Source organism: Mumia zhuanghuii (assembly GCF_042681565.1).
GTDB lineage: Bacteria > Actinomycetota > Actinomycetes > Propionibacteriales > Nocardioidaceae > Mumia.
On record NZ_JBHUFT010000008.1, the window covers coordinates 747,597 to 770,516 of the forward strand.

General features: G+C 70.6%; 26 protein-coding genes and 2 tRNA genes. 19 read left to right on the forward strand and 9 right to left on the reverse strand.

Annotation, left to right across the window (positions count from 1 at the left end; genetic code table 11):
* The first annotated feature begins 74 nt into the window (after positions 1–74).
* From recO to ACFSDF_RS12035, 10 genes are all read left to right on the forward strand, one after another.
* Entirely contained in the window at positions 75–803 is a 729-nt protein-coding gene (recO, locus tag ACFSDF_RS11990; RefSeq protein ID WP_167007945.1) for a DNA repair protein RecO, read from the forward strand.
* A 35-nt stretch (positions 804–838) separates the two neighbouring features.
* Positions 839–1,606 carry an isoprenyl transferase gene (locus tag ACFSDF_RS11995; RefSeq protein ID WP_167007263.1) on the forward strand — a complete coding sequence of 256 codons (768 nt, stop codon included), beginning with the start codon at positions 839–841 and terminating at the stop codon, positions 1,604–1,606.
* On the forward strand, positions 1,603–1,962 hold the full coding sequence (locus ACFSDF_RS12000; RefSeq protein ID WP_167007947.1) for a YchJ family protein: 360 nt from the start codon (positions 1,603–1,605) through the stop codon (positions 1,960–1,962). The genes ACFSDF_RS11995 and ACFSDF_RS12000 overlap by 4 nt, the downstream gene beginning before the upstream one ends.
* Before the next feature lie 10 nt (positions 1,963–1,972).
* Positions 1,973–2,752 carry a fumarylacetoacetate hydrolase family protein gene (locus ACFSDF_RS12005; RefSeq protein WP_167007950.1) on the forward strand — a complete coding sequence of 260 codons (780 nt, stop codon included), beginning with the start codon at positions 1,973–1,975 and terminating at the stop codon, positions 2,750–2,752.
* Positions 2,745–4,232: a glutamate--tRNA ligase gene (gene gltX / locus ACFSDF_RS12010; protein ID WP_167251946.1), complete on the forward strand. Its 1,488-nt coding sequence runs from the start codon at positions 2,745–2,747 to the stop codon at positions 4,230–4,232. Before ACFSDF_RS12005 ends, gltX begins: the two co-directional genes overlap by 8 nt.
* 276 nt (positions 4,233–4,508) lie before the next feature.
* Positions 4,509–4,580, forward strand: a tRNA-Gln gene (locus ACFSDF_RS12015).
* Positions 4,581–4,625: 45 nt separating this feature from the next.
* Positions 4,626–4,698: transfer RNA gene (locus ACFSDF_RS12020), tRNA-Glu, on the forward strand.
* 99 nt (positions 4,699–4,797) lie between these two features.
* Complete coding sequence (locus ACFSDF_RS12025; protein WP_377157643.1) at positions 4,798–5,706, forward strand: SDR family NAD(P)-dependent oxidoreductase; 909 nt, start codon at positions 4,798–4,800, stop codon at positions 5,704–5,706.
* A 75-nt stretch (positions 5,707–5,781) separates the two neighbouring features.
* Entirely contained in the window at positions 5,782–7,278 is a 1,497-nt protein-coding gene (locus ACFSDF_RS12030) for a DNA-3-methyladenine glycosylase 2 family protein (protein ID WP_377157645.1), read from the forward strand.
* Complete coding sequence (locus ACFSDF_RS12035) at positions 7,275–7,754, forward strand: methylated-DNA--[protein]-cysteine S-methyltransferase (RefSeq protein WP_167007959.1); 480 nt, start codon at positions 7,275–7,277, stop codon at positions 7,752–7,754. Before ACFSDF_RS12030 ends, ACFSDF_RS12035 begins: the two co-directional genes overlap by 4 nt.
* 5 nt (positions 7,755–7,759) lie before the next feature.
* Here the strand turns inward: ACFSDF_RS12035 and ACFSDF_RS12040 are convergent, their stop codons facing one another.
* The gene (locus ACFSDF_RS12040; protein ID WP_167007961.1) at positions 7,760–8,479 is read right to left on the reverse strand and encodes an IclR family transcriptional regulator; all 720 of its coding nucleotides are present in this window, start codon (positions 8,477–8,479) and stop codon (positions 7,760–7,762) included.
* A gap of 109 nt (positions 8,480–8,588) precedes the next feature.
* Between ACFSDF_RS12040 and leuC the strand changes: the two genes are divergently transcribed.
* The 3 genes from leuC to ACFSDF_RS12055 all read left to right on the forward strand — a co-directional run bounded on the left by leuC (position 8,589) and on the right by ACFSDF_RS12055 (position 11,661).
* Positions 8,589–9,995, forward strand: a complete 1,407-nt coding sequence (gene leuC, locus ACFSDF_RS12045; RefSeq protein ID WP_167007965.1) for a 3-isopropylmalate dehydratase large subunit — start codon at positions 8,589–8,591, stop codon at positions 9,993–9,995.
* Between the two features lie 22 nt (positions 9,996–10,017).
* Positions 10,018–10,617 (forward strand): 3-isopropylmalate dehydratase small subunit, encoded by a 600-nt coding sequence (gene leuD / locus ACFSDF_RS12050; protein WP_167007968.1) that lies wholly within the window; start codon positions 10,018–10,020, stop codon positions 10,615–10,617.
* Between the two features lie 267 nt (positions 10,618–10,884).
* Positions 10,885–11,661 carry an HU family DNA-binding protein gene (locus ACFSDF_RS12055; RefSeq protein WP_377157648.1) on the forward strand — a complete coding sequence of 259 codons (777 nt, stop codon included), beginning with the start codon at positions 10,885–10,887 and terminating at the stop codon, positions 11,659–11,661.
* 56 nt (positions 11,662–11,717) lie between these two features.
* Here the strand turns inward: ACFSDF_RS12055 and ACFSDF_RS12060 are convergent, their stop codons facing one another.
* Positions 11,718–11,906: a cold-shock protein gene (locus tag ACFSDF_RS12060; protein WP_167007973.1), complete on the reverse strand. Its 189-nt coding sequence runs from the start codon at positions 11,904–11,906 to the stop codon at positions 11,718–11,720.
* A 5-nt stretch (positions 11,907–11,911) separates the two neighbouring features.
* Positions 11,912–12,508, reverse strand: a complete 597-nt coding sequence (gene cofC / locus ACFSDF_RS12065) for a 2-phospho-L-lactate guanylyltransferase (protein ID WP_377157651.1) — start codon at positions 12,506–12,508, stop codon at positions 11,912–11,914.
* An 87-nt stretch (positions 12,509–12,595) separates the two neighbouring features.
* On the opposite strand from cofC, the gene ACFSDF_RS12070 reads away from it, so the two are divergent.
* Together ACFSDF_RS12070 and ACFSDF_RS12075 are read left to right on the forward strand one after the other, a co-directional pair.
* Positions 12,596–13,375 carry a lysophospholipid acyltransferase family protein gene (locus ACFSDF_RS12070; RefSeq protein WP_167007978.1) on the forward strand — a complete coding sequence of 260 codons (780 nt, stop codon included), beginning with the start codon at positions 12,596–12,598 and terminating at the stop codon, positions 13,373–13,375.
* A 3-nt stretch (positions 13,376–13,378) separates the two neighbouring features.
* Positions 13,379–14,380: an NAD(P)H-dependent glycerol-3-phosphate dehydrogenase gene (locus tag ACFSDF_RS12075; RefSeq protein ID WP_167251941.1), complete on the forward strand. Its 1,002-nt coding sequence runs from the start codon at positions 13,379–13,381 to the stop codon at positions 14,378–14,380.
* Here ACFSDF_RS12075 and ACFSDF_RS12080 read toward each other — a convergent pair.
* Positions 14,351–15,466, reverse strand: a complete 1,116-nt coding sequence (locus ACFSDF_RS12080; protein WP_377157653.1) for a trans-sulfuration enzyme family protein — start codon at positions 15,464–15,466, stop codon at positions 14,351–14,353. The genes ACFSDF_RS12075 and ACFSDF_RS12080 overlap by 30 nt on opposite strands.
* Before the next feature lie 37 nt (positions 15,467–15,503).
* On the opposite strand from ACFSDF_RS12080, the gene ACFSDF_RS12085 reads away from it, so the two are divergent.
* Entirely contained in the window at positions 15,504–16,637 is a 1,134-nt protein-coding gene (locus tag ACFSDF_RS12085) for a D-alanine--D-alanine ligase family protein (protein WP_377157655.1), read from the forward strand.
* Between the two features lie 7 nt (positions 16,638–16,644).
* Here the strand turns inward: ACFSDF_RS12085 and ACFSDF_RS12090 are convergent, their stop codons facing one another.
* Positions 16,645–17,121 (reverse strand): DUF3515 domain-containing protein, encoded by a 477-nt coding sequence (locus tag ACFSDF_RS12090; RefSeq protein ID WP_377157657.1) that lies wholly within the window; start codon positions 17,119–17,121, stop codon positions 16,645–16,647.
* A complete protein-coding gene (locus ACFSDF_RS12095) occupies positions 17,100–17,336 on the reverse strand; it encodes an Lrp/AsnC family transcriptional regulator (protein ID WP_167007990.1) in 237 nt (78 codons plus the stop codon). The genes ACFSDF_RS12090 and ACFSDF_RS12095 overlap by 22 nt, the downstream gene beginning before the upstream one ends.
* 137 nt (positions 17,337–17,473) lie before the next feature.
* Here ACFSDF_RS12095 and ACFSDF_RS12100 point away from each other — a divergent pair, with 137 nt between their 5' ends.
* Positions 17,474–18,448: a thiamine-phosphate kinase gene (locus ACFSDF_RS12100; RefSeq protein WP_377157659.1), complete on the forward strand. Its 975-nt coding sequence runs from the start codon at positions 17,474–17,476 to the stop codon at positions 18,446–18,448.
* Between the two features lie 24 nt (positions 18,449–18,472).
* On the opposite strand, the gene ACFSDF_RS12105 is transcribed toward ACFSDF_RS12100, so the two are convergent.
* Both ACFSDF_RS12105 and ACFSDF_RS12110 read right to left on the reverse strand, forming a co-directional pair.
* Positions 18,473–19,612 carry an FAD-dependent monooxygenase gene (locus ACFSDF_RS12105; protein WP_167251938.1) on the reverse strand — a complete coding sequence of 380 codons (1,140 nt, stop codon included), beginning with the start codon at positions 19,610–19,612 and terminating at the stop codon, positions 18,473–18,475.
* 126 nt (positions 19,613–19,738) lie between these two features.
* Positions 19,739–20,713, reverse strand: coding sequence for an AraC family transcriptional regulator (locus ACFSDF_RS12110; protein ID WP_377157661.1), 975 nt, complete (start codon positions 20,711–20,713; stop codon positions 19,739–19,741).
* Positions 20,714–20,889: 176 nt separating this feature from the next.
* On the opposite strand from ACFSDF_RS12110, the gene ACFSDF_RS12115 reads away from it, so the two are divergent.
* Both ACFSDF_RS12115 and ACFSDF_RS12120 read left to right on the forward strand, forming a co-directional pair.
* Complete coding sequence (locus tag ACFSDF_RS12115; protein ID WP_377157663.1) at positions 20,890–22,290, forward strand: FAD-binding oxidoreductase; 1,401 nt, start codon at positions 20,890–20,892, stop codon at positions 22,288–22,290.
* Positions 22,291–22,317: 27 nt separating this feature from the next.
* Positions 22,318–22,707: a hypothetical protein gene (locus tag ACFSDF_RS12120; protein WP_208322502.1), complete on the forward strand. Its 390-nt coding sequence runs from the start codon at positions 22,318–22,320 to the stop codon at positions 22,705–22,707.
* Here the strand turns inward: ACFSDF_RS12120 and rpmB are convergent.
* Entirely contained in the window at positions 22,697–22,882 is a 186-nt protein-coding gene (rpmB, locus tag ACFSDF_RS12125) for a 50S ribosomal protein L28 (protein WP_139087903.1), read from the reverse strand. The genes ACFSDF_RS12120 and rpmB overlap by 11 nt on opposite strands.
* Positions 22,883–22,920: the final 38 nt, after the last annotated feature.

Sequence of the window (22,920 nt, forward strand, 5' to 3'; positions counted from 1 at the left end):
GGGGTACAGGTATCAACCCTTGGTCCCGGCGAGGCCTCCACCCCGTACGACGAACGGCCCGGCAGAATGGTGCCGTGGTGTTGTACCGAGACGAGGCCGTCGTCCTCCGTACCCAGAAGCTGGGTGAGGCGGACCGTATCGTCACGCTCCTGACCCGACACCACGGCCGTGTCCGTGCCGTCGCAAAGGGGGTCCGCCGGACGAGCTCACGTTTCGGCTCGCGCGTCGAGCCGTTCATGCATGTCGACCTCCAGCTCGCCGAAGGCCGCACGCTCGACGTCATCACGCAGGTCGAGACCCTCGACGCCTACGCCGGCCGGCTCGGCAACGACTACGGCGCCTACACGTGCGGCACGTCGATGCTCGAGTCCGCCGACCGGCTCGTCGGCGAGGACGGGCACCCCGCGGCCCAGCAGTACCTCCTCCTCGTCGGAGCCCTGCGGGCGCTCGCGGAGCGTCGCCACCCCAGCGGGCTGATCCTCGACTCGTTCCTGCTCCGGTCGCTGGCGATCGCCGGCTATGCCCCGAGCTTCGACGCGTGCGCCCGCTGCGGCGTGGGCGGCCCTCACCGCGCGTTCAACTCCGGTGCCGGCGGCATGCTCTGCACCGACTGTCGGCTCCCCGGCTCGGCCAACCCGGCGCCGGACACCGTCGCGCTGCTCGCCGCCCTGCTCAGCGGTCTGTGGCCGCAGGCCGAGGCGGCGGGGGAGCGCGCGACACGCGAGGCGAGCAGCCTCGTCGCGACGTACCTCCAGTGGCACCTCGAGCGCAGCCTGCGCTCGCTGGACTACGTCGACCGCTGACCCCGGTCCCGATCGAGGCGAGAGACAATGGCCTCGTGACGCGCACTCCCGTACGACGCCCGACGCCGCACCCCTCCGGCGCCACCGCCCCCGACATCCCGCTCGACCAGGTCCCGAAGCACGTCGCGATCGTGATGGACGGCAACGGACGCTGGGCCAAGGAGCGTGGGCTTCCCCGTACGGCGGGTCACGAGGCCGGCGAGTCCTCGCTGTTCGACGTCGTCGAGGGGGGCATTGAAGTCGGCGTGAAGTGGATCTCCGCGTACGCCTTCTCGACCGAGAACTGGAAGCGTTCGCCGGACGAGGTCCGCTTCCTCATGGGCTTCAACCGCGACGTCATCCGCCGTCGCCGCGACGAGATGCACGAGCTCGGCGTCCGCGTGCGCTGGGCGGGGCGGCGTCCGCGCCTGTGGGGCAGCGTCATCAAGGAGCTCGAGATCGCCGAGGAGCTCACGAAGGACAACGACGTGCTGACGCTCACGATGTGCGTCAACTACGGCGGCCGGGCCGAGATCGCCGATGCTGCTGCGGCGCTCGCTCGCGATGTGGCGGCAGGGCGGGTCAAGCCGGGCAAGATCGACGAGGACCTGTTCGCGCGCTACCTCGACGAGCCGGACATGCCTGACGTCGACCTGTTCTGGCGCACCTCGGGCGAGCAGCGCACGAGCAACTTCCTCCCGTGGCAGGCGGCGTACGCCGAGATGGTGTTCTCCGACATCGCCTGGCCCGACGTCGATCGGCGCGCGCTGTGGGAGGCGATCGAGGAGTACGCCCGCCGCCACCGCCGCTACGGCTCGGCATGAGCCTCTTCGTCTCTGCGTGCCCGTGCGGCTCCGCCGAGCCGTACGACGCGTGCTGCGGGCCGCTGCACCGCGGCGAGCGGCAGGCGGCCACCCCCGAGGAGCTCATGCGCGCGCGCTACGCGGCGTACGCCGTCGACGCTCGCGACTACGTCTTCCGTACGTGGCACCCGCGGACCCGCCCCGACGACGTCCCGTCGACCCCGGGCCTGACGTGGGAGGGGCTCGAGATCCTGGACGCCGCCGGCGACGAGGTCGAGTTCGTCGCGCACTACCGCACGGCCGACGGGCCGGGCGCCCTGCACGAGCGCAGCCGCTTCGAGCAGCGCGCGGGGCGCTGGTTCTACGTCGACGGATAGGCTGAACCTCGTGCGTATCGCGAGATTCACGACTGACGAAGACCCCCGGTTCGGCGTCATCGGCGAGGCCGACGGCGTCTCGGTGATCGCGGTGATCACCGGCGACCCCCTCTATGCAGGAATCCAGCTCACGGGCGAGAAGATCCCCGTGGACGACGTGCGGCTCCTGGCACCGGTGCTGCCACGCAGCAAGGTGCTCGGCATCGGCCGCAACTACGCCGCACACGCGGCGGAGCTCGGCAACGAGGTGCCGTCCGAGCCGCTGGTCTTCCTCAAGCCCAACACGAGCGTGGTCGGGCCTGGCGACCCGATCCTCTATCCCGACTTCACCGACGATCTCCAGTACGAGGGCGAGCTCGCCGTCGTGATCGGCAGGATCTGCAAGGACGTCCCCGTCGAGGACGCCGCGAAGGTGATCCACGGCTACACCATCGCCAACGACGTGACCGCGCGGGACCTGCAGCGGACCGACGGTCAGTGGACCCGTGCCAAGGGCTCGGACGGCTTCTGCCCGCTCGGGCCGTGGATCGAGACCGACCTTGACGTCGCCGACCTGCAGATCACCACGACCGTCGGGGACCGTGTTGTCCAGGACGGCAGCACGGGCCAGATGATCTTCAAGGTCCCTGAGCTCATCGCGTACGTCTCTGGCTTCATGACGCTGCTCCCGGGCGACGTCATCCTCACCGGCACCCCCGAGGGTGTCGGGCCCATGAACCCTGGTGACGAGGTCAGCGTCACCGTTGAGGGCATCGGAACCCTGACCAACAAGGTGGTATCCCGTGACTGAGTCCAACCGCGCTGTCCGCGTGCGCTTCTGCCCGTCCCCGACGGGCAACCTGCACGTCGGCAACGTACGGACCGCACTGTTCAACTGGGCGTACGCCCGCCACAACGGCGGCCGCTTCGTCTTCCGCGTCGAGGACACCGACGCCGCGCGCGACTCGGAGGAGTCCTACCAGGGGCTCCTCGACTCGCTGCGATGGCTTGGTCTCGACTGGGACGAGGGGCCGGAGGTCGGTGGCGACTTCGGTCCGTACCGGCAGTCCGAGCGCATGGACCTTTACGCCCAGGTCGCCGACAAGCTGGTCGAGGCCGGCTACGCCTACCTCGCGTACGACACGCCGGAGGAGCTCGAGCAGCGACGCGAGCAGGCGCGTGCCGAGGGCCGTTCGAGCGGCTACGACGGCCTGCACCGTGACCTGACGGACGAGCAGCGTGCCGCGTACGAGGCGGAGGGGCGCAAGCCCGTCATCCGCTTCCGCATGCCCGACGAGGCGATCACGTTCACGGACCTGGTCCGTGGCGAGGTGACGTTCGAGCCGGAGCACGTGTCCGACTACGTCATCGTGCGCGCCAACGGCCAGCCGCTCTACACGCTGACCAATCCTGTCGACGACGCGGCGATGGGCATCACCCACGTGCTGCGCGGCGAGGACCTGCTCAGCTCGACGCCGCGCCAGATCCCGCTGCACCGCGCGCTGGTCGCGCTCGGGATCGGCGAGGGCGTCGTGCCGGAGTATGGGCACCTGCCGTTCGTGATGGGCCCGGGCAACCGCAAGCTGTCCAAGCGCGACCCCGGCGGCGGCCTCGACGAGTACAAGCAGAAGGGCTTCCTGCCCGAGGGTCTGCTCAACTACCTCGCGCTGCTCGGCTGGTCGATCGGCGGCGACCGTGAGGTCTTCTCGCTGGAGGAGATGGCCGAGGCGTTCGAGATCTCCCGCGTCAACCCGAACCCCGCGCAGTTCGACCCGAAGAAGTGTGAGGCGATCAACGCCCAGCACATCCGCGAGCTGCCGGTCGAGGAGCTGGCGTCGCGGCTCGTCCCGTACCTCAGGGAGGCGGGCCTTCTGAGCCAGATGCCGTCCGACCAGGAGCTGGGGCTGCTGGCCGCGGCCACGCCGCTGGTCAACGAGCGCATCACGGTGCTGAGCGAAGCCGTGGAGATGCTGGCGTTCCTGTTCGTCAGTGAGGACGACTTCCGGGTCGATCCCGACGACGCGGCCAAGGTGCTCACCGAGGACGGCCTCACGGTCGTCCGCGCCGCTCGCGACGCGCTGGCGCCGCTGGAGCCGTTCGACACGGCCTCGATCGAGGCGGCGCTGCGTGCGGCGCTCGTCGACGGCCTGGGGCTCAAGCCTCGCCACGCGTTCGGCCCCGTACGCGTCGCCGTCTCCGGGCGCCGGGTGTCGCCGCCGCTGTTCGAGTCGATCGAGCTGCTCGGCAAGGCGCGCACGCTGACCCGCCTCGACAGGGCGCTCGAGGCCTGAGGCGGTCGAAGCATGCGGCCCCGACGTGAGAATCCTCACGTCGGGGCCGTTCTCGTTGCCGACGAACCCGAGTCGAGCCCGCCGCGTCGGTCGCTGGGTGGTCACGTGGTGGCCGTGGGCGACACGGCATCGACCGACTGCGCGGGGTCTGCGGAGAGCGCAAAGGCATGGTGACCTGGGAAGACGTTCTGGAGGAGACCCCGGATTTGGGGAGCGCGAACCCGTCCGGTAATGTTCTTCTCGGTTCGGGGCCGCAACGGGCTCGGGCCAAAGCCATGGGGTATGGGGTAATTGGCAGCCCGTCGGTTTCTGGCACCGTTAGTCTAGGTTCGAGTCCTAGTACCCCAGCGAAGGAACGCTCCGGAGCATCCGGTAGGGTTCTTTCATCACCACGGCCCCGTTGTGTAGCGGCCTAGCACGCCGCCCTCTCAAGGCGGTAGCGCGGGTTCGAATCCCGTCGGGGCTACAACAGGCGCCCGAGTCCTCAGGACTCGGGCGCCTTGGTGTTTACGGGGGTCCGTCCGTGGCGATAGCGTGAGCCTCGGGCGAGGGACCAGGGGGAGCCATGCCGACGATCGTGATGACCGGCGGCTCCTCGGGCTTCGGTGCGGTCGCGGCCGAGCGCCTCGTACGGTCGGGCGACGTGCGACTCGTCGTCGGTGCCCGTGGCGATGCCCCGTACGGGGAGGCCCTGCCGCTCGACCTCGCTCGCCTCGACGCGGTGCGGGGGTTCGCCTTCGCGGTGGATGAGCTGCTGGGCGACGCGCCGATCGACGCGCTCGTCCTCAACGCGGGAGGGATCCGGCGGGACGTCGACGGTCGGACCGAGGACGGGTACGAGACGACGTTCGCGGTGAACCACCTGGCCCACTACCTGCTGCTGCGACGCCTGGCGCCCCGTCTGGCCGACGGCGCGGCCGTCGTCCTGACCACGAGCGGGACGCACGATCCTGCGACCGGCGCGGGCCTGCGAGCACCCCGCCATGCCGACGCCGAGCTCCTTGCCGACCCGGCACGTGACCCTGGGACGGAGGACCGCCCGCGCAAGGCGGCCGAGCACGCCTACACGGCGTCGAAGCTGTGCGTGGTGCTCACCGTCAGAGCGCTGTCCGAGCGCGCTGACATCCGCAGCCGCCGGATGGCGGCGGTGGCGTTCTGCCCGGGCCAGGTCTTCGGGACCGGGCTCGCCAGGAACCTCCCCGCCCCGATGCGTGCCGCGTGGTCCGTGATGGCCGGGCCGGTGCTCGGGCCGCCCCTGCGCGCGCTCAACGCCACCCACAACACCCGCGATGCCGCAGGCAGAGCGCTCGCCGACCTCGCTCTGCGGCGTACGCGCCCGCCGGACGGCCGCACGTACGCCGCGCTGCGACGCGGGCGAGTCACGTGGCCGGAACCGTCGGAGCGTGCGCGCGATCTCGCGACCGCGCGAGCACTGTGGTCCGACAGCGCCCAGATGGTCGGCGTGATGGACTGATCGGGTGTACGGGCCGGCCACGGCGACGTCCGATTCCCGCTAGTTCCTGTCGGTGCGGCCAGGCATGCTGGGGGCATGAGGATCGACGAGGACCGCTGCTACCGGGCAGTGAGCGCAAAGGACGCCAGGTTCGACGGCGTCTTCTACACGGCGGTGACGAGCACCGGCATCTACTGCCGTCCGTCCTGCCCGGCGCGGACCCCGAAGCGCGAGAACGTGCGCTTCTACGCGACGGCGGCCGCGGCCCACGACGCCGGCTTCCGGGCCTGCCGCAGGTGCCGCCCTGACGCGGCGCCGGGGTCGCCCGAGTGGGACGTCCGTGCCGACACCGTCGGGCGGGCGATGCGCCTCATCCGCGACGGCGTCGTCGAGAGTCACGGCGTGCCCGGTCTCGCCGACAGGCTCGGCTACAGCACCCGGCACGTGCACCGGATCCTCGTGGACGAGGTCGGCGCCGGACCGCTCGCGCTCGCACGGAGCAACCGCGCCCACCACGCGCGCATCCTGCTGGAGACTACCGCCGTCCCCGTGACGGACGTGGCGTTCGCCTCCGGATTCGCGTCCGTGCGGCAGTTCAACGACACCCTCCGCACGGTCTACGACGCCACCCCGACCGCCCTGCGCGACGCAGCGCACCGACGCACCGCTCGCGCCCGGCCGGCCGCGTCGACCTCCGGGCGGATCACGTTGCGCCTCGCGGTGCGTGCCCCCTTCGCGTACGACCGAATCCTCGGGTTTCTCGAGACGCGCGCCGTCCCCGGCATCGAGACCGTGCGTGACGGCACCTACGCCCGCACGCTGCGTCTCCCGCACGGTCCGGGCGTCGTCGCCCTCACGCCGGCCGCCGACCACGTCACCTGTGCGCTCGAGCTCAGCGACCTGCGCGACACGATGTCCGCCGTCACGCGCTGCCGCAGCCTGCTCGACCTCGACGCCGACCCGGTGGCGATCGACGAGGTCCTCGGCGCCGACGCCTCCCTCGGTGACGCCGTCCGTGCCGTCCCCGGCACCCGCGTGCCGGGCCACGTCGACGGCTACGAGCTCGTCGTCCGGGCGGTCGTCGGACAGCAGGTGTCGGTCGCCGGGGCGCGGACGACCCTCGGGCGGATCGTGCGCGACCACGGGTCGGCCCTCGATCCTCAGGCGCACCCGCTCGCGGCGGCGTACACCCTGACGCACGTCTTCCCCGAGCCGGACGCGCTGGCCGCCGTCGATCCTGCATCGCTCGGGATGCCGCGCTCACGCGGCGCGACGGTCGCCGGGGTCTCGGACGCGGTCGCCGTCGGCAAGCTCGAGATCTGCCCGAGCGCCGACCGCGCAGCCCTGCGCGAGGAGCTGCTGGCGCTGCGAGGCGTCGGCCCGTGGACCGCCGACTACGTCCTCATGCGTGCGACCCGCGATCCCGACGTCCTGCTCGCGACCGACCTCGTGATCCGGCGCCGGCTCGATGCCCTCGGGCTCGCGCCGACCCGTACGGTCGACCCGACCGCCGCCTGGAGCCCGTGGCGCTCGTACGCCGCGATGCATCTCTGGAACCTTCCCGACACCCGACCGACCGAGAGGCAGCCATGACTGTCACGAACACCGCGTACGTCGACACCACGATCGGCGGCCTGCGCGTCCACAGCGACGGCGCTGCCGTCGTGGCGATCGACTTCGATGCCGAGCCCGAGGAGCCGGACACGACGGGTGACCCCGTCCTCGAGGCGGCCGTGACCCAGCTCCGCGAGTACTTCGCCGGCGAGCGTACGGACTTCGACCTCCCGCTCGGCCCTCGCAAGGGCTCGGCGTTCCAGCGCGCTGTCTGGAAGGAGCTCGCCGCGATCCCGTTCGGCGAGACCGCGACGTACGGGGAGATCGCGGCGCGGCTCGAGCTCGGCCCGTTCGGGGCGCGGGCGGTCGGGTCCGCGAACGCGTCCAACCCGATCCCCGTGGTCGTCCCGTGCCACCGCGTCGTCGGCGCCAACGGCACGCTCACCGGCTATGCAGGCGGGCTCCACCGCAAGCAGACCCTGCTCGACCTCGAGCGAGGCCCGGGGCTGTTCTGACCCGGCTACTCGCCGTTGCGGCGCAGCGACTGCGAGAGGCGCTCGGCGGCGGCGACGACGGCGGGTGCGTGCATGCGACCCGGCTGACGCGTCAGGCGCTCGACCGGGCCCGAGACGGACACCGCGGCGATGACTTTGCCGGAGGGGGAGCGGACGCTCGCGGAGACCGAGGCGATGCCCGGCTCGCGCTCACCGACGCTCTGCGCCCAGCCACGGCGGCGTACCTGCGACAGCGCGGCCGCGGTGAACGCCGCGTTCTGGAGGCCGCGGTTCATCCGCTCGGGGTCCTCCCAGGCGAGCAGGATCTGCGCCGCGGACCCCGCACGCATCGTCAGCTGGCTGCCGACGGGCACGGTGTCGCGCAGCCCCGTCGGGCGCTCGGCGGCGGCGACGCACACGCGGTAGTCGCCCTGCCGGCGGAACAGCTGTGCCGACTCACCGGTGATGTCGCGCAGGCGCGCGAGGACCGGCCCGGCCGCGGCGAGGAGCCGGTCCTCGCCCGCAGCGGCCGAGAGCTCGGAGAGGCGGGGGCCGAGGACGAAGCGCCCCTGCATGTCGCGGGCGACGAGACGGTGGTGCTCCAGCGCCACCGCGAGGCGGTGCGCCGTCGGGCGCGCGAGTCCGGTGCTCGACACGAGGCCGGCCAGTGTCGCCGGTCCGGCCTCGAGTGCCGACAAGACCAGTGCGGCTTTGTCGAGCACGCCGACTCCGCTAGAGTTGTCCATGCCTTGATATTGCCGTCTCGCATTGTGAAATGCAAGCATGGGCGAGCGAGCTCACGCCGGACTCGTACGAACATCTGGACGGCGCACCACGTGGAAGAAGGAGAGAGCAATGGGCAAGACCCTTGCGCAGAAGGTGTGGGACGAGCACGTCGTACGACGTGCCGAGGGGGAGCCCGACCTCCTCTTCATCGACCTTCACCTCATTCACGAGGTGACGAGCCCCCAGGCCTTCGACGGCCTGCGCCTGGCCGACCGTACGGTGAGGCGGCCTGACCTCACGCTGGCCACCGAGGACCACAACATCCCGACGACCGACCTCGACAAGCCGATCGCCGACCCGATCTCCCGGACGCAGGTCGAGACGCTGCGCCGCAACTGCGAGGAGTTCGGCGTTCGCCTCCACCCGATGGGCGACATCGAGCAGGGCATCGTGCACGTCGTCGGCCCGCAGCTCGGTCTGACCCAGCCGGGCATGACCGTCGTGTGCGGCGACTCGCACACCGCGACGCACGGCGCGTTCGGCGCGATCGCCTTCGGGATCGGCACCAGTGAGGTCGAGCACGTCCTCGCGACCCAGACGCTGCCGCAGGCGCACCCCAAGACCATGGCCGTCGAGGTCGTCGGCCAGCTGGCCGAGGGGGCGTCCGCCAAGGACCTCGTCCTCGCGCTGATCGCCCAGGAGTCCACCGGTGGTGGGCAGGGCTACATCGTCGAGTACCGCGGGGAGGCCATCCGTGCGCTGTCGATGGAGGCGCGGATGACGATCTGCAACATGTCGATCGAGTGGGGCGCCAAGGCGGGCATGATCGCGCCCGACGAGACGACCTTCGCGTTCCTCGAGGGGCGTGCGCACGCGCCGAAGGGGGCCGACTGGGACGCCGCCGTCGCGCACTGGCGCACGCTCGTCACCGACGACGACGCCGAGTTCGACAAGGTCGTCACCCTCGACGCCTCCCGGGTGACCCCGTTCGTCACCTGGGGCACCAACCCCGGTCAGGGCGTCCCACTGTCGGCCGACGTCCCGTCGCCGGACGACTTCGACGACCCGAGCGAGCGCGTGGCTGCCGCGCGCGCGCTGGAGTACATGGGCCTGACCGCCGGTACGCCGATGCGCGACATCGCCGTCGACACGGTCTTCGTCGGCTCGTGCACCAACGGGCGCATGGAGGACCTGCGGGTCGCCGCGGCCATCATCGAGGGTCACAAGGTGGCCGACTCGACGCGGTTTCTCGTGGTTCCCGGCTCGGTGCGCGTGCGTCTGCAGGCCGAGGAGGAGGGCCTCGACGTCATCTTCAAGGAGGCGGGCGCCGAGTGGCGCGGCGCCGGCTGCTCGATGTGTCTCGGCATGAACCCCGACCAGCTTGCGCCGGGTGAGCGCAGCGCGTCGACGTCGAACCGCAACTTCGAGGGGCGTCAGGGCAAGGGCGGCCGTACCCACCTGGTCTCGCCCGAGGTCGCCGCTGCGACCGCGGTCCTCGGACACCTCGCCTCACCTGCCGACCTCGTCAACGCCTGACCGACCCGCACGGAGAACGCCCATGGAGAAGTTCAGCACGCACACCGGCGTCGGAGCCCCGCTACGACGCAGCAACGTCGATACCGACCAGATCATCCCCGCCGAGTACCTCAAGCGCGTCACTCGCACCGGCTTCGAGGACGGCTTGTTCTCCGGCTGGCGCAAGGACCCCGCGTTCGTCCTCAATCAGCCGGCGTACGCGGACGCGTCGGTGCTCGTGGCCGGCCCCGACTTCGGCACCGGCTCGTCGCGCGAGCACGCAGTCTGGGCACTCCAGAACTACGGCTTCGCGGTCGTGGTCTCGCCGCGCTTCGGCGACATCTTCCGAGGCAACTCGGGCAAGGCGGGACTCCTCGCGGCCCAGGTCGACGAGAAGACCGTGGCCGCCCTGTGGGAGCTCCTCGAGGCGCAGCCCGGAGCGACGATCACCGTCGACCTCGAGGCGCGCACCCTCGTCGCCGGCGAGGGCTCCGACCGCATCGAGGACTCGTTCGACATCGACGACTACACGCGCTGGCGGCTGCTCGAAGGACTCGACGACATCGGCCTCACGCTGTCGCACGCGGACGCAATCAGCGCGTACGAGGCGACACGACCGTCGTTCAAGCCAGCAACGTTGTGACGAGCAGGTCACCCTCTCGATGACGTCGAAAGGGTAGGCCGTCCGCTCTGACCCGATTCTCGGAAACCACGTAACCACGGTGGTTTCCGAGAATCGGGTTTTTTGCGCGTCCGGACGACAGCAGTCGGAACGGCAGTGAGGGCGCGCTGCGTGTGGCGACACGTGGAGGCAACACGTTCGGACAAATGCCTCTACGGTGATTGAGTCGGACAAGGCGATTGCCTACCGTCAAACGCGAAGTGCCGAATCGTTCACGGAGAGGAACCGGTGAACAAGAGCGAGTTCGTCGAGGTGCTCGCGGCTTCCTTCGAAGGAAACCGTGCGCAGGCTCGTCGCGCGCTCGACGCTGTGATCGTGACTCTCACCGCCCGCCTGGCGAGCGGTGACCGTGTCGTGATCAGCGGGTTCGGAGCGTTTCAACAATCGATCCGCACCGGCCGAGAGGTCCGGAACCCGCGGACGGGGGAGATCCACGTGATCGCGGATCGGACCATCCCGAAGTTCATACCCGGAGGGGAGCTGAAGAACGTGGTGGCAGGTGTGAGGACGGCAGCCAAGAGGGCGCCCGCGAAGAAGGCAACCGCTAAGAAGGCGACTGCCAAGAAGTCCGCGGCGAAGAAGACGGCGGCCGCAAAGAAGGCGACGGCCAAGAGGGCGACTGTCAAGAAGGCGGCCGCGAAGAAGGCGACTGCCAAGAAGTCCGCAGCCAAGAAGACGACCGCCGCGAAGAAGGCGACCGCCAAGAAGACCGCAGCCAAGAAGACCGCAGCCAAGAAGACGACGGCGAAGAAGGCAACCGCCAAGAAGACTGCGGCCAAGAAGAGCACGGCGAAGAAGTCCGTCGCCAAGAAGACTGCGGCGAAGAGGACGGCCGCAAAGAAGACTGCGGCGAAGAAGACTGCGGCGAAGAAGTCCGCAGCCAAGAAGACTGCGGCGAAGAAGTCCGCAGCCAAGAGGTCCCCTGCAAGGAAGACCGCGGCGAAGAAGTCCGCCGCCAAGAAGACCGCACGCAAGTCACCTGCTCGCGTCACCGCCGGCGTGTGACCTCGACGACGGATGCGGCCTCGGGCGTGACCGGGGCCGCATCCGCGCGTCCGCGGTCAGTGGATGCGCAGGGCGGTGACGCGGTCTCGTCCCGCACTCGTCTCGACGATGACACGCTGCCCTGGGCGAAGGTGCCGGACCGGCGACGAGGCGACCACGTCGCTGTCGTACGACAGCGTCACGCCGTCGTCGAGCACGAGGGTGCCGCCCCGCTCGGCGTCGAAGGTGGCAATCGTGCCCTGCATGGAGGTCACCGTACCGTGACTCTCGCGAGGACCGCGGTCGTCCGGGGCCCGAGCGCGGTGCCGAGCGCGGCGAGGTGCTCGGGAAGATCGGTGTCCCGCTGCAGCCCCCGGCCGGCCGGGAGCGGCGTCGCGCCCTGAGCGAGGTGGGCGGCCAACGAGCCGGCGCCGAAACGAGGCTCTAGCCGGTGCACGTCGGTGGCAGCGAGCAGGGTGGTGCCTGTGCCGTCCGCATCGGCGACCACGGAAAGGGGATAGGCCTCGGCGAGGCGCAGAGCGGCCGCGAGCTCGTCAGACGTCAGTGCGGGGAGGTCGGCCGTGAGGACCGCGACCGGAGCACCGCCCCCGCCCGCCTTCGCCAGGCCCGCGATGATCGCGGCGCCCAGGCCCCCTCCCGGGTCCGGAACCACCTCGTACGCACTGGTCGAGGACGCGGCGGCCAACGTCTCGTCGGACGTCACCACGATGACGCGCGCGACGACGGGACAACCAGCGACAGCGTCGAGGGTGTCGAGCGCCAGTGCCCGCGCGAGCGTCGGGCGCGCGGCTGCGTACGCGGAGAGCCGCGACTTGCCCACCGACGCGTCCTTCACGGGGACGACCACCGACCACCTTCGACTCACAGGTCGATCTTGCCCCATCGCGGCTCTACACCCCTTGGCGCCGGGTCGTGATGAACTAGGCTCACTCGGATGGAGAGTCCTGTCCCTGCCCGGTCCCGGCGTGATCCCGGGCTGGTCCTGAGGGCGATCGTGGCGACGCTGCGCGGTCCGGTGACGGTGATGGTGAAACGTGACTGGCGCGGCGCCGAGCATCTCCCGGTCGACGAGGGGTTCGTCGTGGCCGCCAACCACGTCTCTCACTCGGACCCGGTGATGCTCGCCCACTTCTTGTACGACAACGGGGTGCCGCCGCGCTACCTCGCGAAGGCGGCGATCCTCGACCTGCCGGTCGCCGGCAGGCTCCTTCGGACGACCGGCCAGATCCCCGTCTACCGCGGTACGGCGCACGCCGCCGACGCCTTCGCCGCAGCCAAGCAGGCCGTGCTCGACGGAGAAGGCGTCATCTTCTATCCCGAGGGCACGATCACCCGCGACCCGGACGAGTGGCCGATGTCAGGCAAGAGTGGGGCCGCGCGCGTGTCGCTGGAGACTGGCTGCCCAGTGATCCCGATTGCCCAATGGGGGCCCAACATGTTTCTTGAGCCGTACGACAAGGTGCCCCATGTGCTGCCCCGGAAGACGATGGTCGTCGCCGCAGGGCCCCCGGTCGATCTGGCCGAGCTTCGCGGTCAAGTGGTCAGTGCCGCTATCCTCGCCACGGCCACCGAACGCATCATGGATGCGGTGACCGAGGAGCTGGCCAAGATCAGAGGCATCTCCGCCCCGGACGGACGGATGTCTCTGGACGACCCCCGTGTGCGGCAGCGTCCACGACCCCGCCGCCAGTCGGCATCCCAGAAGGAGAATTGATCAATGCCGAAGACCGCAGTGCTCGGAGCCGGATCCTGGGGGACCGCGTTCTCGTTGGTCCTGGCCGACGCCGGCAATGACGTGCACCTGTGGGGCCGCCGGACCGAGGTCTGTGAGGTGATCAACCAGACCCGTGAGAATCCGGACTACCTTCCCGGGATCCTTCTGCCGGAGACGATCAAGGCCAGCCACGACCCCGCCGTCGTGCTGTCGGGTGCAGAGATCGTCGTCCTCGCGGTCCCGTCCCAGCAGCTGCGGACCAACCTCCAGGAGTGGGCCCGTCACATTCCGCCGGACGCCGTCATCGTGAGCCTGATGAAGGGCGTGGAGCTCGGCACCCACCTGCGCATGAGCGAGGTCATCGCCGAGCTGACCGGCGCGGGCCCGGAGCGGATCGCCGTCGTCACGGGCCCCAACCTCGCGCGTGAGATCGCTCAGCGCGAGCCCGCCGCAGCGGTCGTGGCGTGCGTCGACGACGCCGTCGCCAAGCGGCTCCAGGCGTGGTGCCACACGCCGTCCTTCCGCCCGTACACCAACACCGACGTCGTGGGCTGCGAGCTGGCCGGCACGACCAAGAACGTCATCGCGCTGGCCGTCGGGGTGGCTGACGGCCTCGGGTACGGCGACAACGCCAAGGCCTCGGTCATCACCCGAGGTCTGGCCGAGACCGCGCGCCTCGGGATGGCGATGGGGGCTGATCCGATGACGATGATGGGCCTGGCCGGGATGGGAGACCTGGTCGCGACGTGCAGCTCTCCGCTGTCGCGCAACCGCACCTTCGGCGAGAAGCTCGGACGTGGCATGAGCATCGACGAGATCGTCGCGTCGACCCGGCAGGTCGCCGAGGGCGTCAAGTCCAGCGACTCGGTCTCCGAGCTCGCGAGCCTCCACGGAGTGGACATGCCGATCGTGGAGCAGGTGGCGGCTCTCATCCGGGGCGAGACGAGCCCGAAGGAGCTCGTCGCCACCCTGGTCTCACGTACGCCGAAGCCCGAGGTCCGCTGACGAGGGGTCGAGCGCCTGCGCGACGTCGGCCCAAAGGTCGGCGAACCCCTCGATGCCCACCGAGACTCGGATCAGGGCGTCCGGGATCGTCTCCGGCTCGCCGGCCCAACGCCTGCGTCGTTCCCAGGTCGTCTCCACGCCGCCGAGCGAGGTCGCGCAGACCACGAGCTCGCTCGCCGTGGTGACACGGTGTGCGGCGACCGCTCCTCCCACCGGCTCGAACGTCAGGACCGTGCCGAATCCCGGATAGCCGACCGTCGCGACAGCCTCGTCGGCCTCGAGACGCTCCACGAGGCGCCGGGCGTTGTCCTGAGCGCGTTCGAAGCGGACCGCCAGCGTCCGGAGGCCACGCGTGGCGAGGTAGGCCTCCAGGGTGCCGGGCGTCGCGCCGTGCAGCCGCCGATAGGCCTCGAGAAGGTCGTAGGTCGCGTCGTCGGCGACCACCGCCACGCCGGCGAGGGCGTCGCTGTGACCCGCGAGAAGCTTCGTCGCAGAGTGGACGACGACGTCTGCCCCGAGGGCGAGCGGCTGCTGGACCAGCGGCGTCGCGAACGTGTTGTCCACGACCACGAGGGCGCCGCGGGTTCGTGCAGCGGCGGCAGTCTCGGCGATGTCGACGACCTCGAGTGCGGGGTTCGTCGGTGACTCGATCCACACCATCGCCGCACCCTCCGCGGCGTCGACCAGGGCGTCCGGATGTGTGACGTCGACCTCGCGGACCGTGAGGCGTCCTCTGCGCTCTCCGTCCCGCAGGAGCCCGAGCGTCCCGTTGTAGGCGTGGCGTGGCACCACCACGGCGCCTCCGTCGGGAACGAGCGAGAACGTCGCAGCAGCCGCTGCGAGCCCCGAGGCGTACATCACGGCACGTCCGCCCTCGAGCGCCCCGACGGCATCTTCGAACGCCTGCCAGGTGGGATTGCCGAACCGTCCGTACTCCAGCGCGCCTCCGGCCACGTATGTGCTAGCGGGGGTGAGCGGCACGTTCAGGGGCGCGTCCGGAGTGCGCGGCGGACGTCCGGCGGCGACGGCAAGAGTCTCGGGGGAGAGCGCGGATCGAGGGGAGCGCGGGCGGTCGGTGCGAGCCATGCCGACCATTCTCGCCCCTCACGATAGGGTCGCCCCGATGAGTGATCCCAGGCTGTACGACCCCGCACCTTCCGGCACCGCCTCCCACGACGGACGCCCGTGCGTCCTGCTCGTCTTCGGGGGACGCTCGAGCGAGCACGAGGTGTCCTGCATGACGACGCGTGAGGTCCTCGCGGTGGTCGACCGCGAGCGCTACGACGTCGTCGCGGTCGGCATCACCCGTGACGGGCGCTGGCTGCTCCAGGAGCACGGAGTTTCCGCAGCAGCAGGCACACTGCCCGTCGTCGACGAGTCCGGCACGCCGGTCTCCCTTGCCGGGTCGCGACTGCTCGCCGCGACGACCGACGGGGGCACCCGTGTGGTCGCCGATATCGACGTCGCCTTCCCCCTGCTGCACGGGCCGTGGGGAGAGGACGGGACGATCCAGGGCCTGTTCGAGATGGCGGGGCTGCGCTACGTCGGCTCCGGCGTCCTGGCCAGCGCGGTCGCGATGGACAAGGCCGTCGCCAAGGTCGTCTTCGCGGCCGCCGGCCTGCCGCAGCTTCCCTACACGGTCGTGCACCCTGACGAGTGGGCGGACGATCCGGCGGCGGTCCGCGAGTCGGTGGCCTCGCTCCACTACCCGGTCTTCGTGAAGCCGGCCCGTGCCGGGTCGAGCATGGGCGGCACGCTCGTCGCCGACGAGCACGCCCTCGCCGAGGCGATCGCGGTCGCGCAGGAGCACGACCCGAAGGTCATCGTCGAGTCGGCGGTCGAGGCACGCGAGATCGAGTGCGGCGTCCTCCAGAACCCTGACGGCTCCGTGAGCGTGAGCCCTCCGGGCGAGATCGCGGTCGACCACGGTGCCGGACACGCGTTCTATGACTTCGACGCCAAGTACGTCGACGGGACCTCCAAGAACCTCATCCCCGCGCGCCTCGACGGCGCCGACACCGAACGGGTGTGCGCGAAGGCCGCCCGGGCGTTCGGCGCCCTGGGCTGCGAGGGGCTCGCGCGCGTCGACTTCTTCTTCGTCGACGACGTGCTCTACATCAACGAGGTCAACACCATGCCGGGTTTCACCCCGTTCTCGATGTTCCCTCAGGTATGGCAGGCGGCCGGGGTCGAGTACGCCGAGCTCGTCGAGCGGCTCCTCGCGCACGCGCTGGCGCGTTCGACCGGCCTGCGCTGACCGGTCGTCATACGCAGGGCGTGACGACCGGGTCGTGCTCGGCGACGAGCGCCGCGAGATCGCTCAGCGCGTCCGAGGGCGGCTCGTGCTCGCGCGGTACCGTCACCTCGATGTAGGCGCGGCGTCCGATCGTCGTGAAGACATAGACGTCGGCGTCCTCCTGGGTGAACCAGCCGACGTCGTCGACGACGTCGCACCGCGAGGTGGACTCGAGGCCGGCAGGCTTGTCGACCCCGCAGCGCATCACGATGGCCGGGCTGCCCCAGGCGCGGCCGGATCCGGCCGGTGCGACGCGCACTGCCTCCTGCCCCGCGACCGATCCGGGAGCACCGTCCAGCAGGTCCGCGCACAGCGAGGCGACGTCCTCTGGGGTGGGGTCGGGAGGGTCGACCGCGACCGTGTCGGCGCAGCCCGTCGCGAGGAGGGCGATGCCGAGGAGGCAGGCCGTACGGAGGAGCAGGCTCAGAGGTGGACGACGGGACACGTCAGCGTCCGGGTGATGCCGTCGATGCGCTGGATCTGCGCGACGACCATCTCGCCGAGCTCATCCACGTGCTTGGCCTCGGCGCGCACGATCACGTCGTACGGACCGGTCACGTCCTCTGCGAGGGTGACGCCCTTGACCTCGGCGATCGCCCTCGCGACCTCGGCGGCCTTGCCGACCTCGGTCTGGACCAGGATGTAGGCCTGAACCACCATGGTGTGGATCCTCCGTGCTCGTCGAACGGTCACCGCCTGGTCACGCTACAGGATCATGACGACTCCGTGACGGGAAGGGATCCGGCACGCCGCCGGGGCGCTGCGGCCGTACGGTCCCGATGGCGCAGGATGGAAGCATGACCACAGCACCGAGCACCCCCGGACGCGACGACCGTGACCTCACCGTCGGCGACGTCGGCGAGTTCGGGCTGATCGGTCGTGTCGCTCCCCACGAGCACTCCGAGCGGGTCGTCGTGGGGCCCGGTGACGACTGCGCGTATGTCGCCGTCGCGTCGGGGCGCGTGCTGATCTCCACGGACGTCCTCGTGGAAGGACGACACTTCCGCCGCGACTGGGCCGAGGCGTACGACATCGGTCGTCGTGCCGCCGCCGCGAACCTCTCCGACGTGATGGCGATGGGCGGGGTCGCAACGGCACTGACCGTCGGCTTCGCCGCACCGGCGGACCTCCCCGCGCAGTGGGCTGAGGACCTCACGCGCGGCATCGTGGACGAGGCCGCCCTGGTCGGGGCCGAGGTCGTCGGAGGCGACGTCACCGCTGCCGACGGTGTCGTCGTCTCGATCACCGTCGTGGGCGAGTGCGACCAGGAGCCGGTGCTGCGCTCGGGGGCGCGGGTCGGAGACGTGGTGGCCGTCGCGGGGCGGCTCGGCTGGGCGGGCGCCGGGCTGCACGTGCTCGGGCGGGGCTTCCGCTCGCCGCGCGTCCTCGTCGAGGCCTATCGCCGCCCCGAGCCCCCGTACGAGGAGGGTCCACGCGGTGCCCGCGAGGGGGCGACGGCGATGATCGACGTGAGTGACGGGCTGCTGGCGGACCTCGGGCACGTCGCCGAGGAGAGCGGCGTCGGGATCGACCTCGACGCCGGGGCTTTCGCCATCCCCGAGCCGATCGCCGACGTGGCGGCCGCGACGAATGCCGAGCCGCTGGGTTTCCTGCTGACCGGTGGCGACGACCACACGCTCGCGGCGACCTTCCCTGCCGAGCGTGGGGCGCCGCAGGGGTGGACGGTCATCGGTCGGGTCGTCGAGGGCGACGGCGTCACCGTCGACGGGGCAGCGTGGGCGGGGCCGACCGGGTACGAGCACTACCGCTGACTCCTCGCCGCCGATCGCGCGGGTTCACGGGAGGTGGTCACGGAGCAGTTCGTACGCGGCACGGTAGGTGCGCGGTCCGATCGTCGGAGCGACCACGTCGCGGACCCACAACGGGAGCTGCGCGACGTGGGCGAGTCTTTCCGTCGCGGCCCTCACATGAGCGACCCGAGAGCGCCTGCGTTGCTCGAAGGCGGTGCCCACCTGTGACCAGTCGCGCGTGGTGGCGAGCAGCTCCGCGAGCACGAGTCCGTCCTCCAGCGCGAGCGCCGCGCCCTGTGCCCAGACGGGCGCCATGGCGTGGGCAGCATCCCCGATCACCGTGACGTGGCCGCTGCTCCACCGATCGGCGCGGACCTCGTCCACGCGGGAGTGGTAGAGCTGGTCGACCGACGTCGCCGCGTGGGCGACGGTGACCGCCACGGGTTCTGGGAACGACGCGAAGGTGGTCGTGAGCCACTCCGGGTCAGCGGCCGCCGGGCCCCCGTGCGTCGTCGAGGCGAAGCCGTACACGAGGTCGTCGCTCAATGGAATCAGCAGGATCGTGCCGTGCTTGCCGGTCCACGCTGTCCAGCACGTCAGCGCTGGGTTCGGGGCTAGGAACCTCCAACCGGCCGCGCCCATCGTTGCAGGCTCGAGGAGAGCGTCGCCGGTCACGGCTCGACGCACGTTCGAGTGGATCCCGTCGGCGCCGACGACATAGTCGTACGTCTCCTCGTCGGCGGCCTCGCCCTCCGTACGGATCGTGACGACGTCGCCGTCGGGAACGACAGCCGCCACCCGTGTTCCCCACCTCACCTGTCGCTCGTCCAGGCCGTCCCTGAGCAGTCCCAGGAGCGACTCGCGTCGGATGCAGACCGATGTCCCGACGTCGCCCCAGAACGCCTCCTCGTCGACGGCGAACAGCAGGCGACCGCGCTGGCTGCGGTACTCCCGGCGTCGGATGGGACGCCCGGCCCTCACGACCGCTCCGTCGAGACCGAGGGCGTCCAGCGCCCGGGCCGCGTTCGCCGGCAGGTTCATCGCGAGCCCCGCCGGGGCCGGGGCCGGGCTGGACTCGGCCACCGTGCAGGTCAGCCCATGGGCGGTCAGCGCGCGTGCCACACCGAAGCCGGCGATTCCGCCACCGGCGACGAGCACCTGCCGACCTGTCTCGATCGCGGCCATGATTGCCTCCCGCGTGAATCCCCCCGTGGTGGAGGAGGTGTTCTCGACGTTACGTGGCGCCGGCACCCGCGGGGAACGCCTGGAAGGACGAAGGTCTTGCCCGTCCGTCCGGACGCATCGCGGGCGCTACGGTGCGGGGTCCTTGCGCCGCCACGTACCCGGCGCCGCCCCGACCTGGCGCTTGAACGCCCGGTTGAACGCCGACTCCGACTGGTATCCGACCGTGGCCGCGGCCTGCGAGACGCTGAGCGAACCGCCCTGGAGGAGGCGGGCAGCGAGCTGGAGGCGCCAGCGTGCGAGGTAGGTCATCGGCGGGACCCCGACGTACGAGGTGAACCGTTCGGCCAGGGACGAGCGTGAGATGCCGACCTCACGGGCCAGCAGCTCGAGCGTCCAGGGCTCCGCGAACCGACCGTGCATGAGGCGCAGCGCCGCGCCGACATCGCGATCGCGCAGGCCGGCCACCCAGCTGCGCGTCTCCGGAGGCAGTCCCTCGATGTGGGTGCGGAGCGCCTCGAGGAACATCAGCTCGGAGAGCTTGGCCAGCATCGCCTCCTGCCCGGCGTCGCGCTCGTCGCTCGCCACGAGCGCCGCGTCGAGCAGACTGGTCATCCATCCCCAGCTGCGGCCGGAGACGGGGGCGTGGACCATCCTCGGCAACGACTCGAGCAACGGGTTGAACGGGCCCCTGTCGCACGCGAGGTAGCCGCACACGATCCGGCACTTGTCGGCGTGGGCGTCACCGTTGATGTCGATGACGAAGGGGAGCGCCTCGCTCACCGGTCGGTAGTAGCGGGAGAGGTCGGCCTGGCCTCGCATCCCCGGCTCGGACGAGAGGATGTTCGCCTCGCCGGTGGAGAAGATGACCATCTCGCCGGCCCGCATCAGCTCCGCGGGCTCGGGCTCGTCGACTGCCTCGACCCAGCAGGAGCCGGAGGTGAGCACGTGGAACGCGATCAGGTGCTCGGCGTCACCGGCGACCTTGGCGGCGATCACGTCGGTCGGAGGGCTCTGGGCGACGAAGGGGGAACGGGCATCGATGTCGAAGTAGACCGCGCCGGTCAGGCGTACCGCGAGCAGGACGTCGGACAGCACGTCCATCGCACCCACCTCCTGGACGCTCGGGCAGCAGCTCTGGACGGACGGCGACGATCGCGCGTCTACGCGGACGGACGGACAAGACCCCCGAGGTCCTGGGCATTCCCGCGCGGCTGCGCTGCTCCCTAGCGTCGAAACCACATTGTCCCACCATCGCGGCCACACAGAAGGAGAGCGCCATGTCCACAGTCGAAACCACCGCAGACGCCGTCGCCGAGGAGCTCCGTCAGGTCGTACGAGGACCGCTGATCGGTCCCGACGATCCGGGCTACGACGAGGCTCGCAAGGTCTTCAACGGCGCCATCGACCGGCACCCCGCTGCCGTCGTACGGGTCGCCGACGTCGCCGACGTGATCACCTGCGTCGACTTCGCCCGCCGACATCAGATCCCCCTCGCCGTACGGGGTGGTGGCCACCACGGCGCCGGCTTCAGTGTCGGCGACGGCGCCCTCGTGATCGACTTCAGGGGCCAGCGTTCCACCCACGTCGACCCCGAGGCAGGCACGGTGCAGGTCGACGCCGGCTGCACCTGGGGCGACGTGGACCACGCGACCGGCGCGTTCGGGATGGCGACACCGTCGGGCTTCGTCTCGACGACCGGTGTGGCCGGACTGACGCTCGGTGGCGGTACGGGCTACCTGACCCGGCACTTCGGGCTCACGGTCGACAACCTCGTCTCCGCAGACGTGGTGCTGGCCGACGGCACGTTCGTCACGGCGAGTGCGACGAGCCATCCGGACCTGTTCTGGGCCCTTCGTGGGGGAGGCGGCAACTTCGGCGTGGTCACGTCGTTCACGTTCGCCTGCCACCCGGTGGGGGAGGCAGGAGAGATCGTCGGAGGCCCCGTGATCTACGACCTCGCCGACACCGAGGAGGTCTTCCGGTGGTACCGCGACCTGATGCCGGGCCTGCCGGACGAGCTCAACGGGTGGATCGCTGTCATGGAGGTTCCGTCCGCAGCACCCTTCCCCGAGGAGATGTGGGCTCGCAAGGTCTGCGCGATCGTGTGGTGCTACTCAGGGCCGCGCGAGCGGGCGGACGAGGTGCTGGCGCCGGTCCGTGAGTTCGGGTCGCCGCTGCTGACCGGAATCCAACCGATGCCGTACTCCGTCCTCCAGTCCGCGTTCGACGGTCTCCTGCCCTCCGGTCTGCAGTGGTACTGGAAGGCCGACTTCTTCGAGGAGATCCCTGACGCCGCGATCGCCACGCACCGTCGGTACGGCGAGCGCATCCCGACGCCGCTGTCGACGATGCACCTGTATCCGATCAGCGGTGCCGCAGCCCGCGTGCCGGAGGATGCGACCGCGTTCGCGTACCGACGGGGCGGGTGGAACGGAGTCATCGCGGGCATCGATCCCGACCCCGCCAACCTGGCCATGGTCACCGCCTGGGCACGGGACTACTGGGAGGATCTCCATCCGACCTCGGCCGGTGGCGCGTACGTGAACATGATGATGGACGAGGGTCACGAGCGTGTCCGGGCCGCGTACCGCGGGAACTACGACCGGCTTGTCGAGGTCAAACGGCGCTACGACCCGTACAACCTCTTCCGGCTCAACCAGAACATCGCGCCGGACTGACGGCGCCGCAACCGGAAGGCCGAGCAGATGTCGTTCGACCCGCCCGTCGTCGCGGGAGCCCTGTCCACCGCCATCTTCGCCCTCAGCACGCTGCCGATGGTCGTGAAGGCGGGGAGGACCAAGGACCTGAGCTCCTACAGCCTGGGCAACCTCGGGTTGAGCAACGTCGGCAACGCCGTCCACTCGTTCTACGTGTTCAGCCTTCCGGCGGGCCCGGTGTGGGTGCTGCACTCGTTCTACGGGGCGGTGTCCGTGCTGATGCTGGTCTGGTACCTGCGCTACGAGACGAGGGCGAGGGGCGTGGGGACGCCAAAGAGGCGGGCGCACCGCAGGGGTGCTGCCCGCCTCGTTGTGCGAGGAACCGCGGGGTCGTCGCTGCGTCAGCGACGACCAGCCGGCGATTCGGTCAGCGGCTGACCTTGCCGGCCTTGAGGCACGAGGTGCACACGTTCATACGCTTCGGAGTCGCACCGACGACCGCGCGGACCCGCTGGATGTTGGGGTCGAAACGACGGCGCGTGCGCTTGCGCGACCACGGCTTGTTGTTGCCGAAACCCGGCTTCTTGCCGCACACGTCGCAGACTGCAGCCACAGCGAACACTCCCGGTTGAGATTGAGGGGGATTACCAA